The following is a 14,985-nucleotide window of genomic DNA, read 5'->3' on the forward strand; positions in this document are numbered from 1 at the left end:
AAAATGAGATCTAACACAAAAATAACACTTATAATTTTTTCAATTGTTGTATTATTGACTTCCATTATTGTTGTTTTGGTTGCAATTGGTTCTAGGCAGATTGGATATGATGGTGTTAAGAAAAAAGCCTACTTGACTGCTGATATAGTTAAAAACTCTCTTACCTCTCACATGGTAAATGGAAATATGTCTCAAAGAGATGTCTTCTTAGATAGTATAAGTCAACTAAAAAATGTACAATCTTTGTGGCTTGTTAGATCAAAAAGTGTTAGTAATCAGTTTGGAAACTCTTCTTTAGCAAATGAAAATCCAAGAGATAATATTGATTTAGAAGTTTTAAAAACAGGTGTTGAAAAGATTGTAATAGAGGAGTCTTTATACACAGCAAATCTTAGAATTACAATTCCATATACAGCATCATCATTAGATAAACCAAACTGCCTTTCATGTCATAATGCAAAAGAGGGAGAGGTTTTAGGAGCTATCTCTTTAAGCTTTGATATAAGTGAAGATAGAGGTTCAAATATAATGGTTTTACTATATATTATTGGAACAATATCTATATTTTTAATTGTTTTTTTAATTTTTATTAGAAAAAAAATAACTCCATACACAAACTCTTTTGACTCTTTAGCAAATGTATTAAAAAAAGTTCACGAAGGTGATTACTCTATTAGAGCAAATGCTGGTGTATTAAAAGAGGATAAAGAGGTATCAAATTGGTTAAATGAACTAATAGAAAAGCTTGAAACTGTACTAACAGGAATTGAAAAAAACTTAACTTCATTTGTTCACAATAGAGCTTCAAATATAAATCATGATAAGTTAATAAGTGCTAAAGAGATTATTGAAGATATTAGTGAAATTTATCACTATAAAAAAACTATTGAAAATGATTTAACTATTGATGATATCTATCATAGACTGGTTTTAGTTTTAAAAGATAAATTAGAGATTGAGAATTTTTTAATATTTGAAACTGATTTAATAAAAGATATAAGAAAAACTATTTTTGCAACAGAAGGTGTGATTGCTTGTTGTGATTTAAAACAAAATATAAAAGAGCTTTGTAGAGCTGAAAGATTAAACAATATAGTTGCATCTGAAAATTTCCCTCAAATTTGTAGAGTTGCAAAATGCAAAGATAGCAATGAGAGTTATGTTTGTATCCCTTTTTATATAAATGATCAAAGAAATCTTGTAATACAAATTATCTCTAAAAATGAGGAGCAATCAAACTCTTTAAAGTATAAAATTGGAATTATTAAAAAATATCTTGAAGAGACAAAACCAATTTTAGAGAGTAAAATTTTAATGGAAGCATTAAGAGAAAAAAATCTAACAGACTCTTTAACGGGGCTTTATAATAGAAAATATCTTGATGAAATTGTAGAAAAACAACTATCTTCTGATATTAAAGATGGTATTGTTTATGCAATTATGTTTTTAGATATTGATTATTTTAAAATGGTAAATGATACATATGGACACGATGTTGGCGATGATATATTAAGAAAACTTGCAATTACAATGAAAAAATCAATAGGAGCAAATGAGACTTTAATTAGATATGGAGGAGAGGAGTTTTTAATCTTAATGAAAAATGCAACTTTACAAAGCGCTCAAGATTTAGCAGATAAAATCAATAAAGATTTCTCAAAAATTATATTTAATTATGGGAATGATAACTTCTCTAAAACTGTAAGTATTGGATACTCATACTTTCCAACAGATACAGATCAATTTTGGAAATGTATAAAATATGCTGATATATCTTTATATGAAGCAAAAGCAACTGGAAGAAATAAAGTTGTTAGATTTTCAAAAGATATTTTGAAAAATGGTGATAAATCAGAGTACTAACAGAAAATATTTTAAAACAAAATAGACTTTGATCTATTTTGTTTTATTTAAACATAAATCATTTTTTTACTCATTCCACCATCAACCACAAAATTAGCTCCTGTAATAAAACCTCTATTTTTTAATAAAAACTTTACAACATCTACAATATCACTAGTTGTTCCAACTCTTCCGCTTGGGTGTTGAGTATCATCTTGTTTTGTAGAAATATATTTTTTATCTGTATTTATCCAACCAGGGCTTATAGAGTTTACTTTAACAAATGGAGCCAAAGATATTGATAAAGCATGAGTTAGTGAACTAATACCACCTTTTGAAGCGCTATAAGCTTCAGTTCCAGATTCACTCATCAAAGCTCTCGTTGAAGATAAATTTATAATATGACCTTTTGAATTTTTTAAAAAACTAGCAAACTCTTTTGATAAAATATATGGTGCACTTAAGTTTGTAGCTATTATTTTTTCCCAATCTTCTATCTCTTGTTCATCTAAAGATTTGTGTGAAAATATAGCAGCATTATTTATCAAAGCAAAAATTTTTAAATTTTTCTCTTTGATTTTCTCTATAGTTTTTATTAAATCACTCTTTATAGATAAATCACACTTATAAAAATCAACATTTTTTATACTTTTTTCAACAATATCAATATTTATAATATGATATTTCTTTCTTAAACTTTTAGCTATTGCTCTTCCAATTCCATTTGATGCACCTGTTATTATAACTGTTTTCATAAATCTCCTTATTTATACTCAATACTATTTATAACTAATTTTTTATTTATAAATGGATCAACAATAGCTTCTATCTCATTTAATTTATATTTTAATGGAAAGCCTATTTTAGAATCTTTTGCTGTTGTCTCCAAAATATAAAATTTTTTATCATTTATATAAAAAGCTTTTTTATTTTTTAAATCTTCTAAACTTATAATTACAAAAATATGTTTTGGAACCAAAACAAAATAAGCTTCATAAGCTTTTACTTTTAATAGTGAAATCAAAAGATTTGATTTATCATCACAATCTCCAAAGTTTTGCTCTACAACTTTTTTTGGATTTTTTGCAACATTTTCATTTATTTTATATGGAATATTTGTAACAAAATCAAGCATTGATTGAACTTCACAAATTTTATTATTTTTGCAATCTTTTGTTAAAAATTGTGCTAACTCATTTGTAAAATCATCAACTCTTACTTGATTTACATATGTAGAGTTTCCAATATCTATAAACTGATTTTTAACTATAAAAAAAGAGTTATATATTAAATAAAATAGATATATTAAAAAGAGTATTGAGATTAAAAATGATAAATTTTTTAAGATTTTACTATTTATTAACACTATAATCCCAAGAATCCTTTGATTCCATCAAACATAAGTTGAGCAGACAAAGCTGCTAAAAAAAGTCCTGTTATTTTTGAAATTATTAATAAGCCATCTTTTCCTATAAATTTCTCTATTAAGCTTGATAAATATAGCATTGTACCTATTAGCAAAATTGCACATAAAAGTGCTAAACTTCCTGTTAAAAGTTTTGAAAATCTATCAAACTCAGCTCCCATAACAAGCAAAACCCCAATTGTTCCAGGTCCAATAATAATAGGTAGAGCCAAAGGAACAACTGCTAAATCAGATAGATTTTTATCTGTTGGTTTTTGCCCATCTTTATTTCCATAAATAAGTCCAACTGCTGTTAAAAATAGCAAAGCTCCAGCTCCTATTTTAAAAGCATCTAAAGTAATACCAAAAACTTTAAAGATATGTTGTCCAAAAAATAAGAGTATCAAAGCTATAACAACAACAGAGAAAGTAACTTTTATGGCTAATTTTCTTTTTTCACCAATAGTAGCTTCGCTTGTGATTGTTAAAAATACACTAAGCACAAAAAAAGGTGTCATAATAAAAAACATCTTTAAAAAAGTGGCAATGAAAAAGTCCATTTAATTTTCCTAGAATAAGCTAAATTGTTAAATTTTGGCTTATTCTAACTTTTATAATATGAAAGAGTGTTTAATCTTTTTTTATAAATTTTAAGAAAAACACTAAAAAGATTGAAAGAATAAATCCTGTTACAAATGCAACTGCAACTATTAGTTTTTTCTTAGGTTGATTTATGGGAGTATCTAAGATTGCAACACCCCCCCCCTATTTGTTTTGTCATAATTTTATTTTGATAAAAAGTAGTTTCATTTTTATGTTTCTCTATAATAAAATCTTTTACTTTTTCTAAAGTTGAAATAATCTCATCTTTATTTGTATTTGAGTATTTAACTTGCACTAAAGATTGTGTTCCTTTAACCAAACTTGCATTAACTGGAAACTCTAAACCAATAATATAAGCCAAATTTTGAGGAGCTTCTATAATTTTATCTCCAAAATTTTCACTTTGAATTTTTCCAATCTCTATATTTATACTACCTTGATAAATTGGTGTTGGATTTTTTTGTAATACATAAATAATTGAAGCTAAAGTAACTACTAAAGTAAATAGTATAATAAAAACTTTTTTCTCCCAAAGTGTGAAAAATAGCTCTCTTAAATCTATCTCATCTTCTTGTAAATATCTATTCTCTTGCATATAAAATTCCCCTTTTATCTATTTAAAGTTTGGATTCTATCTAAATATTAATTAAAACTTAACCTACTCTTCAATCATTGTATAGTGAAGTTCAAGTCCTTTTGAAGTTGCTACAAAACCATTTACATTTATCTTTCCATCATGAACCATTTTATGATGCAGTTTACAAAGAGGAATTAGATTGTATTTATGATTTGCATTTATATGACCTATAAAGCCATCTTTATTTGCTTTTACTTGCTCTTTTATATGATGAACCTCATCACAAGCACGACCACAAATTATACAAGTGCTTGTGTAAAGATTGCTATTATACTTTGAAGATTGTTTTTGTGAAACTCTTTCAACTTTTGTATAATCATCTGCCAATCTTTTTCTAATATCATTTGCAACACTTAAAAACTCTCTATCCATATGTAAAGATTTTGCAAACTCTAAACCATAGATTGATGAACCACTTCCATAATTTAATTTTCTATTAAAAATAAGTTTATCCTCATCATCAACATACATAACAGCCAAATGAAGGCAGATTATATTTTTAAGTTTTTCAATCTCAGGAATAGTAGGAAGTTGATGAAGATGAGTTGCAAATACAAACAGAGCTTCAAGTTTAGCCAATTTTAAAATAGAGCTTGCAACTATACTAAGACCACTTAAAGTCTCAGTGCTATGACTTATCTCATCACCTAAAATTAGTGATTTTTTATTTGCTCGATTAAATATATTTTTTAAATCCATCATCTCAACTGCAAAACTTGATAATCCTTTTGCAATATTATCAGCTCCACTAATTCTTGTAAAAATAGAGTCAAAAATTGAAAATCTCATAGATTTACAAGGTACAAAAAAACCTGCTTGTGCCAAAATCACACTTATTCCAATAGCTTTCATAAGTGAAGATTTACCTGAAGAGTTTATTCCAAAAAGAAGTATTCCATGCATTTTATTGTTTTGCAAATTTATTGGATTTGAGTTTTTATATATTAGATTTTCTAAATTATCTTTTGAAGTATATGAGAGTTCTCCTAATAAAATATCATTTGGAACATAAACTCCATAATCTTCATTTGCTTCAATTATTGGATGTCTTAAGTCAATTAACTCTAAAAAATTCTCATCATCTTTTGTTTTAACTATTTTTGGGCAAGTGTAGTTATGTTTTTTTGCTGTTTTTATATTTGAAACTGTTACATCTATTTCAGCAATAAAAAGAACCAACTCCTCTAAAAGTGTTGCAAATTTTTTCTCAAACTCCTCTATTTTCTCTTTAAAAACAAGCTTATTTATCTCAACAATTTTTCTAATATTATGTACATATTTATCAGATATATCATTCATAAATTCGCAAGAGATTTTTATATTATTTGTTTGTGTTTTAATAGAGAAATCTTTAAAAAGTAGTAGTTTATCATCTATTATTAGGTGTGATTTTAGAAGTTCTTCTTTTATAAGATTGTATCTATTTTTTGTAATTGAGATAAAAAAACCCTCTTTATCAAGACGATTTATTGTTACAAAACTCTTCTCATCTGTTTTGAAAAAACTTAATATATGAGTTTGTAGAAGTTCAAGTTTAAAAAAAAGCTCTTCATTCTCTTTGTTTAACTCATCTATTAAAGAGTTTATGCCACTTGTTATCATATTTGTATCAACATCTTTTAGCATAAATCTAGCGCTTACACTTAAATCAAAAGTAGTGTTAATTGAGTTTAAAAATATATTTATCTCTTCACTACTACAAGGAGGAGTTACAAATTTATAGTTCTCCATAAATTTAACTAACTCTTTTATACTAAGTAGTGAGTCATATAAATAGTTTAACTCAAATGGATGAAGTCTATTTAACTTGATTCTTCTTGTAAGCCTTTCAATATCGTAAATATTTGCTAGTTCATTTTCAATTGGATTGTGATAATCATATAAATCAAGTGATAACTTATATCTTCTTAAAAGCTCTTTTGTATCTTTGATTGGATTTGTAAGTCTCTCTTTTAAAACTCTTTTTCCCATTGCTGTTGAAGTGTTGTTTATAAGTTTTATTAAACTTGGACTATGGCTTGTATCTATTATATTTAACTGCTCTAGGGCATTATTTCCAAGATATATATATCGACTTACATCAAGTTTTATTGGGTTTGATAGTTTTTGAATAATTGCACTATCATGAGCTAATACAAAATCAATTAAAATAGCTAAAGATTCACTTGAAAGTGGGCTTAACTCCATATTTAAATGTTCAATTGGAGTTAAAAGTGACTCAATATTAAATACATTTTTAAAAAGTTCATTTTGATATGATATTTTTGGTCTATAAGTTCTTAGATGGTAACTTTTAAAAGCTAACTCTAAATAATCAACTACCTCTTTTTGGTTTATATTTTTATCTGCAATTGTAACTATTACTTCACTAGTTTTATGCATATTCATATAATTAAATATCTCATCAAGTGCAAAAAATTTATCTTCGGCAGTTCCAAAAACTTCATTATAGTAGCACTTTGCTGTTGTTACATCAATTGCACTATAACCTATTAAGTAGTTTCCTCTTATTTGATCTACTACAATTGAAGTGATAAAATTCTCATCTTGATCTATTACAAAATCAAAGTTTGTTCCAGGACTTACAACCACATCTAAATATCTACTTACATTTGGAGGTGTTCCTTTTTGTCTAATAATTGCAATAGTATATTTTTGCTCTGCAATAATCCTTGCTAAATGTTTTTCAAAAGATATTGCAGGAACTCCTGCCATTATAGGATTCTCTTTAGAGTTTTCTAGGATATTTTTATTTTTTCTAGTTAGTTGAATATTTAAAAGCTCTGCTATCTCTTTTGCTTTTCCAATCTTCTCATCATCATTATTTACTTCATAAACTTCAAAAAATGTACCTATCTCCATAAGCACTAGTGCATTATTTCCATACTTTTTTTGAAAAAGTTTTTGGAGTTTAAAATATGTAATTGTTAAAAGTTCGCTTCTATTTTCTAATAGTTCACTAACCTCTTCTCTCACTATCTTCGAACTCCAGTCCAGTCTCTAATCATAGTTCTCTCTTCTTTTGTAAGATCTGCATCTTTATGAACTAATGTATATGCAGGAAGTGGCATAGATGCATGAACTGTTCTATAAATAGCTTTTAGCTTCTCCTCTTTTATAGTATAGTTGTAATCTTCCCAATTAGAAAAATTTAAAGCTCTAACTCCATTTGTAGTGTGTCTTATAACAACCCAAGAAAAAGGTGCTATATTTGAATACCATGGATACTCTATTTTGTTTGAGTGACAATCAAAACAAGCTTTTACTAAAATATCTTTAATCTCTTTTGAAGCAACTATCTCTTTTCTACTATCTTCAATAAACTCAACTTTTTGTGGTCTTATAAACTGCATTAACACAAAAAGTATTAAACAAATTATTAAAAATCTAATCATTTTCAAACACCATATTATATAACCTTCTTATATCACTATTAAAAATATCTAAACTTATGTTTCTGCTATATCTTTTGAACTCTTTTCCTTCAAAAAAAATCAATATTGTTGGACTTGAAAAGATATTAAAAAAAGATGCTAACTCTAAATTTAAATTACTATTTACTACTATTTGTTCAATTTTTGGAAAATTTCTTGAGATATTTTCTTCTATTTTTGGTTTTAAAACTTCACAAACCAAGCAGTTATTTGCTTTAAAATATAACATAACTGCTTGATTTTTTTTTAATATATCTAAAATCTCTTCTTTACTACTTAGCTCTCTCATAATTTAGAAATTTTATATTTGATGACCACAATTTTTAGTAAGTCTATTTTTTTGTGATAAATATGAGTTTAAAGCTCCAATATATGCTTTTGCAGTTGCAAGCATTGTATCAATACTTAATCCATGACCAACAAAAGAGTTGTTTTTGTCTTCAAAAGTAACTCTAACTGTAACTTTTGCTAAAGCATCTTTACCTTCACTAACAGATATAACTTTATAATCTTTTAGTTCACCTGCAAAACCAGTGATTCTATCTATTGTTTTAAAAATAGCATCCATAGTTCCATCACCTAAACCTGCATCTTTTATAATCTTATCTTCAAATTTAATTGAAACAGCAGCCATTGGTAAACCTTCTGAACAATCACTTATTTGTAATCCTACTAAATCATAAATCTTATCATGGTTTAAAGCCTCATCAGTGATTAACATTCTAACATCATCATCTGTTATATCTTTTTTCTTATCAGCTAAGGCCTTGAATCTTTCAAATGAACTATTTAACTCATCGTCACTAACCGCATCAAATCCCAATTGTGCAATTTTATCTTTAAATGCCGCTCGACCACTATGTTTTCCTAAAATCAATGTGCTATCTTTAATAACTCCAACATCTTCTGGTCTCATAATCTCATAAGTCTCTTGATGTTTTAAAACACCATCTTGGTGTATTCCACTCTCATGAGCAAAAGCATTTTTACCAACAATTGCTTTGTTTTGTTGTGGTTCAACTCCTGTAATTGTTGCTACTAATCTTGAAGTTGCATAAATTTCAGGTGTATTAATAGATGTATATAACTCTCCAAATACATCTCGTCTAGTTTTTATAGCCATTACAGCCTCTTCTAAAGCAGAGTTTCCAGCTCTCTCACCTAAACCATTTATTGTAACTTCAATTTGTCTAGCTCCATTTAAAACAGCTGCTAAAGTGTTTGCAGTTGCTAATCCCAAATCATTGTGATTGTGAACTGAAATTATTGCTCTATTTTTCGCAAATTCACTTAACTCTTTTACCATTGCACCCAACTCTGTTGGTAATCTATATCCAACAGTATCTGGCAAGTTAATTGTAGTTGCACCTGCACTTATAACTGCATCCATAACCTCTTTCATAAAAGGTATTTCACTTCTTCCAGCATCTTCTAAAGAGAACTCAACATCATCTACAAAAGTTCTAGCATATTGTACTGCATGAACAGCTCTTTTTATAACTTCATCTGGACTCATCTTTAATTTATATTTCATATGAATTGGACTTGTTGCAATAAATGTGTGAATTCTATGTTTTGGTGCATGAGAAACAGCCATTCCAGCCTGTTTTATATCATTTTCAATAGCCCTACTTAACGAACAAATGCTAGAATTTTTAATAGTTTTTGCAATTTGTGTAACTGCATCAAAATCCCCAGGACTTGCTGCTGCAAAACCAGCTTCAATAACATCAACTCCCAATTTTTCTAACTGTAAAGCAACTCTTAACTTCTCTTCTGTGTTCATAGAGCAACCAGGGCTTTGTTCACCATCCCTTAAAGTAGTATCAAATACAATAATTTTATTTTTATCCATAATATTTACCTTTTAAATTAACTTTTGATTATATCTTTTTTTAAATAAAAAAAGAAAAACAGATTTTTTTAAAACTTATTTAATTTTAAATTAAAATTTGAGTAGGTTTAAGAGTAGGAAAGAAGAGTTTACACTTTTTAGAAAATTGCTTTTTGAAATAATAAATATTTTCATTTTACTCTCCTTTTTTAATTAAGTTTGGAAGTATAATTTATTTTTTTAACTTTGTCAAGGATAATTTTTATTATTTAGTAAGATATTCTATATTAGAGGATAAACCTCTAATATTTAATTTTCAGATTTATTATCTTTTGAGCCTTCATCTAAATCAATATTTGATTTTGTTTTTGAATCTTTATTTACTTCAGCACTCTCTTTATCTAAAGCATCACTATGTAAATCCTCATCCTCAAAAACCTTTCCACCATGTGCTTTTATAATCTCTCTAACTCTTTCACCTGTTATTACCTCTATTTCAAGTAATTCAGATGTCATCTGTTCAATTGCATCTTTGTTATCTCTTAAAGCTTGAAGCACAATTTGATATCTTTCATTTAAACTGTTTTTAACATGATAATCTAAATCTTTTGCCATAGAATCTGAGAAATCTTTTTGAGTTTGTCCACCCAAAAACTGATTTGTTCTTCTTTCTAGTACCATAAGCCCAGCTATATCACTCATACCATAAATAGTTGCCATAGATTTTATAATATTTGTAGCTCTCTCTAAATCATTTCCAGCACCCGTACTAATTTCTCCTATAAATACCTCTTCAGCAGCCCTTCCACCTAAAAGAACATCAACTTCGGCTATAAGCTCATGCTTTTGCATTAAATATTTATTCTCTTCAGGTGTATTTAAAGTGTATCCAAGTGCAGCCAAACCTCTTGGAACTATAGATACTTTATTTACTTTTTTAGCACCTTTTGTAATTTCAGCTATTAAAGCATGTCCACTTTCGTGATATGCAACTATTTTTCGCTCTTTTGGAGATATTCTTCTTGATTTTTTTTCAAGTCCAGCTATTTGTCTCTCAACTGCTTCTTTAAAATCACTTGGCTCAACCTCATCTTTGTTTGCACGACCTGCAAGCAGTGCAGCTTCATTTATAATATTTGCTAAATCAGCTCCTGCAAGCCCCGCTGTCATCTTTGCAACCTCTTTTAAATCCACATCTTTTGCTACTTTTACATCTTTAATGTGTACATTTAAAATCTCAATTCTTCCCTCATAATCAGGTTTATCAACTAAAACTTGTCTATCAAATCTTCCTGGTCTTAAAAGAGCTGGATCTAAAACTTCAGGTCTATTTGTAGCAGCTAATACTATTACAGGAGCTGTTTCAGTAGAAAATCCATCCATTTCAGCTAAAAGCTGATTTAGTGTTTGTTCTCTCTCATCATTTCCACCCATAGGTCCGCCACTAGCTCTGCTTTTTCCAATTGCATCAATCTCATCTATAAAGATAATTGCAGGTGCTACTTTTTTTGCTTGCTCAAACAAATCTCGTACCCTAGAAGCTCCAACTCCAACGAACATTTCAATAAATGCAGACCCAGAAACTGATAAAAATGGAACATCTGCTTCACCAGCAACTGCTTTTGCAAGTAGAGTTTTACCAGTACCTGGAGGACCTACTAGTAAAACACCTTTTGGAATTTGAGCTCCAAGTCTTACATATCTATCTGGTGATTTAAGAAAATCAACAACCTCTCTAACCTCTTCTTTAGCCTCTTTATTTCCAGCCATATCAGCAAATTTTACATTTGGTTTTTCTGAATTTATCATTTTTTTAGATGAGCCAATTCCAAGGATTCCTCCTGAACCACCGCCCATTGATTTTTGCATTCTTTTAACCAAAAACATCCAAATAGCAAAAAACAAGAATATCGGTAAAACCCATCCAAAAAGAATATCTGATAGAACATTCTCTTCATTTATTCCACCATAAGAGATATTTCTCTTCTCTAATTCACTAATTAGTGTCTCATCAGGTACAACTCTTCTAGCTGTATATGTAACTCTTTGCATACCATCATTTTTGCTAATAGCTCTAATTTGAGTATTTCCAATACCTACATACTCTATTTTTCCACTAGAAATTAATTTTTTAAGTTCTGAATATGGAACAGTTTTATTAGTACTACTTCCATAAGATTGCATTTGTGAATTTGTTGCACCTGATTCACTCTCAGGAAAAATTGTTTTAAACACAAAAATTGTGATTAAAGAGAATGCAACAAAAATCAAAAGTGGATTATTATTAAAAAAATTGTTGTTATTGTTGTTATTTTGATTGTTGTTTGGGTTATTATTTTGCTGTTTATTCATAAATTAAATCTCCTTACTATTTTGTAGAATAAGTGTTATCCACTCATTTTTTTGAACTATTTTTAAAACTTTTAAATCACTAAAACTACTTTTTACTCTACCCTCATACTTATCTAAAATTCCAGATAAAATTAAAATTCCATCTTTTTTTAGTTTTGATTTTAAATCACTTGAAATCATAACTAAAATATCTGCAATAATATTTGCTATTACCACATCATACTCTTTATTTGCAATATTAACAGAGCCTATCCATGAATTATTTATTTTTTCACCATTTAAAGTAAAATTTGATTGAGTACTTTCTATACAGATCTCATCAGTATCACAAACATCAACAACTGCACCTTTTTTTGCTGCAGCAATTGCTAAAATACCACTTCCTGTTCCAACATCAAGCAAAGTATCATCTTTTTTTACAAACTCATCAATTGCCAAAAGGCATGATGAAGTTGTTTCGTGATGACCAGAACCAAAGGCAAGTGCAGGGTCTATTAAAATATCTATTTTTCCATCTTTTTTCTCTACCCAAGATGGTCTTACATAAAAATTTCCAACTTCAACTGGATTTATTGAGTCTTGATATTTTTTTATCCAATCAACTGCATCTTTTTTTTCATAAAAAATTTGGCACTCTATACCTATTGCTTTGCTAAACTTTTCTATAGCCTCTTTTATATCTTCTAAACTATCTTCACTTCTAATAATAATCGATTTTTCACTCTCTTCAATAGCATCTTCAACTATACTCTCAACTAAATCTAAAAAAACATCATAATCTTTTTGAGGGAAAATCTCTAATTCAAAATATTGCTGTGTCAAAAAATTTTTTCCTTTTAAACTTTTTATTATAAAAACGCGATATTCTATCTAAATAACTTTTTAATCAAATTAAATTTAAAAAAAGCTCTCTATTAAATCTCTCATTATATTTTTATCACTTACTTGATTTACTAAATCTCTAAACTCATTTGCTCCTGTATAACCCTTTGAGTAAGCGTGTAACAATTTTCTAAAAATTATAGCACCATAATCTCCGTGAAACTCAAGCATTTTGTCATAGTGCTCTAAAATAATCTCTTTTTTAATAGAATTATCAATATCTTCAAGCTCATGTTTTAATTGATAAAAAACCCAAGGTTTACCAATAGCACCTCGACCAATCATCACACCATCTGCTTTTGTGTACTCTAAAACCTCTTTTGCTTTTTTATAATCTTTTATATCTCCATTTGCAATAACAGGAATTGAAATAGCCTCTTTCATCTGTTTAATTGCATCATAATCAACAGGAGCTTTATATTTTCCAGCTCTTGTTCTTCCATGAACTGATACAAAATCAACTCCACAAGCTTCAACAACTTTACCTATTTCAACTGGAATTTTCTCATTTACTCCAAGTCTTACTTTTGCACTTGTGTACTCTTTTTTTGAGTATTTTTTTATAGTGCTTAAAATCTCTTCAAGCTTTTTTAAATCTCCTAAAAGATTTGAACCACTTCCGTGATTAAAAACTTTTGGAGCTGGACATCCACAGTTTAAATCAATTCCATCAATTCCATCAACATCATTTAAAATTTCAACTGCAGCTTTAACTAAATCAACACTATTTCCAGCAATTTGAACAAAATATGGGTCTTCGCTAGGAGCTTTTTCTACCATCTTAAGTGTTCTTGCACTTTTATAAACCAAAGCATTTGAGCTAATCATCTCTGAAATAGTAAGATCAGCTCCAAATTTTTTAACAACACTTCTAAAAGGTAAATCTGTATAACCAGCAAGTGGTGCTAAAACCACTAGCGGTTTTGAAAAATCAAGTTTTTTTTTCATTATTTATAAGAGATATTATCTAAGTTGTAGTGTTTTCCTGCATCTTTTAAATCTAAAAGTGCCTTAAATGCTACATACTCATCTTCAGCAGAACCAACCAAAAACTCTCTTAATTTATCTATCATCTCAAATTTATTTAAAATATATAAATAAGCCTCTGTTGCATCTTCATTTTGGCTTGAAAGTTTTTCAAAAAGCATTATTAAAGTATCTGGTTTTTCACTATCTTCATAAAGTTTTGCAAATTTAATATACTCATCTTTAGATAAATTTAAATCTTTTAATATTTTTATAATCTCTTCATATCCTAAAGAGAAATCATCTGTTTGAACATCTTTTTTCAAAATAGCACAAGCTAACTCTTTATCTAGTTTAACTTCATTATAAACTTTTTTAACAGTTGTTAAACTCTTATCTGAAATAACTTTTAAAAGAGCCTCTTTTTGTAGTTCATAACCATATTTATCTTTTCTTTTCACAACTTCAAGAGCAAAATCAGCATCATTTGCAATTCTGTTTTTTATATTTTTTTCAAATAGTTTTGAACCTTTTGCGCTTTTTAAATCTTTTATATATACACCATTTTCAATCTCATTTATAGTATGTAATATATATTTTATATCTTCATTTGAAGAGTTTAATGTTGTTGCTCTTATTTCAAAATCAACATTATGTAAAATATTTGATAACTCTTTAAAATCTTTTGTTATAAATGATACTTTTTTATCATCTTGAATTAATTTTGATTTTATTAATTCAAAAATTGATTTTATATCTTGTCTTACAAATTTATTTTTAAAGCTAACAACAATTGCATAAAAAATAATATGTAAATAACTCATAATAGATAAAAAGAGTATTGGAACAACAAGCCAAAGTGATGCAGGTAGAGTTAAAGAGTTTCCAAACATTGTAAGAGTATAATCCCCTAACTCTAGGCTATGTACAAACCCATATACAATAACCATAAACAAAATTGTAGCAATGATATAATTTTTAAGACCCATAGGTTCTCTTCCTTTTCTTTATTTTTAGATGTTTATTATAC

13 protein-coding genes are annotated in these 14,985 nt (G+C 27.9%); 1 reads left to right on the forward strand and 12 read right to left on the reverse strand.

The annotated features are described in order from the left end of the window. The first annotated feature begins 3 nt into the window (after window positions 1-3). Window positions 4-1,863 (forward strand): GGDEF domain-containing protein, encoded by a 1,860-nt coding sequence (locus CRU94_RS01445; RefSeq protein ID WP_129105045.1) that lies wholly within the window; start codon window positions 4-6, stop codon window positions 1,861-1,863. A 47-nt stretch (window positions 1,864-1,910) separates the two neighbouring features. On the opposite strand, the gene CRU94_RS01450 is transcribed toward CRU94_RS01445, so the two are convergent. The 12 genes from CRU94_RS01450 to CRU94_RS01505 all read right to left on the reverse strand — a co-directional run bounded on the left by CRU94_RS01450 (window position 1,911) and on the right by CRU94_RS01505 (window position 14,944). Then, window positions 1,911-2,597 carry an SDR family oxidoreductase gene (locus CRU94_RS01450; protein ID WP_129105046.1) on the reverse strand — a complete coding sequence of 229 codons (687 nt, stop codon included), beginning with the start codon at window positions 2,595-2,597 and terminating at the stop codon, window positions 1,911-1,913. A gap of 8 nt (window positions 2,598-2,605) precedes the next feature. Beyond that, entirely contained in the window at window positions 2,606-3,208 is a 603-nt protein-coding gene (locus tag CRU94_RS01455) for a hypothetical protein (RefSeq protein WP_129105047.1), read from the reverse strand. Next, window positions 3,208-3,807 (reverse strand): MarC family protein, encoded by a 600-nt coding sequence (locus CRU94_RS01460; protein WP_129105048.1) that lies wholly within the window; start codon window positions 3,805-3,807, stop codon window positions 3,208-3,210. The genes CRU94_RS01455 and CRU94_RS01460 overlap by 1 nt, the downstream gene beginning before the upstream one ends. A 161-nt stretch (window positions 3,808-3,968) precedes the next feature. Then, a complete protein-coding gene (locus tag CRU94_RS01465) occupies window positions 3,969-4,445 on the reverse strand; it encodes a Wzz/FepE/Etk N-terminal domain-containing protein (RefSeq protein WP_129105049.1) in 477 nt (158 codons plus the stop codon). A gap of 63 nt (window positions 4,446-4,508) precedes the next feature. Next, window positions 4,509-7,463: a MutS-related protein gene (locus CRU94_RS01470; protein WP_129105050.1), complete on the reverse strand. Its 2,955-nt coding sequence runs from the start codon at window positions 7,461-7,463 to the stop codon at window positions 4,509-4,511. Further along, window positions 7,463-7,882, reverse strand: a complete 420-nt coding sequence (locus CRU94_RS01475) for a heme-binding domain-containing protein (protein ID WP_129105051.1) — start codon at window positions 7,880-7,882, stop codon at window positions 7,463-7,465. Before CRU94_RS01475 ends, CRU94_RS01470 begins: the two co-directional genes overlap by 1 nt. Further along, the gene (locus tag CRU94_RS01480; RefSeq protein WP_129105052.1) at window positions 7,875-8,210 is read right to left on the reverse strand and encodes a thioredoxin family protein; all 336 of its coding nucleotides are present in this window, start codon (window positions 8,208-8,210) and stop codon (window positions 7,875-7,877) included. Before CRU94_RS01480 ends, CRU94_RS01475 begins: the two co-directional genes overlap by 8 nt. A gap of 12 nt (window positions 8,211-8,222) precedes the next feature. Continuing rightward, window positions 8,223-9,776, reverse strand: a complete 1,554-nt coding sequence (locus CRU94_RS01485) for a 2-isopropylmalate synthase (protein WP_129105053.1) — start codon at window positions 9,774-9,776, stop codon at window positions 8,223-8,225. Window positions 9,777-10,064: 288 nt separating this feature from the next. Continuing rightward, a complete protein-coding gene (gene ftsH, locus CRU94_RS01490) occupies window positions 10,065-12,107 on the reverse strand; it encodes an ATP-dependent zinc metalloprotease FtsH (protein ID WP_129105054.1) in 2,043 nt (680 codons plus the stop codon). 3 nt (window positions 12,108-12,110) lie between these two features. Continuing rightward, a complete protein-coding gene (locus tag CRU94_RS01495; RefSeq protein WP_129105055.1) occupies window positions 12,111-12,929 on the reverse strand; it encodes a 50S ribosomal protein L11 methyltransferase in 819 nt (272 codons plus the stop codon). 75 nt (window positions 12,930-13,004) lie between these two features. Further along, window positions 13,005-13,937 (reverse strand): tRNA dihydrouridine synthase, encoded by a 933-nt coding sequence (locus CRU94_RS01500; RefSeq protein WP_129105056.1) that lies wholly within the window; start codon window positions 13,935-13,937, stop codon window positions 13,005-13,007. Further along, window positions 13,937-14,944, reverse strand: a complete 1,008-nt coding sequence (locus tag CRU94_RS01505; RefSeq protein ID WP_129105057.1) for a hypothetical protein — start codon at window positions 14,942-14,944, stop codon at window positions 13,937-13,939. The genes CRU94_RS01500 and CRU94_RS01505 overlap by 1 nt, the downstream gene beginning before the upstream one ends. Between the last annotated feature and the right edge of the window lie 41 nt (window positions 14,945-14,985).

This window comes from Arcobacter sp. AHV-9/2010, assembly GCF_004116575.1.
In the GTDB taxonomy this organism is placed as follows: Bacteria; Campylobacterota; Campylobacteria; order Campylobacterales; family Arcobacteraceae; genus Aliarcobacter; species Aliarcobacter skirrowii.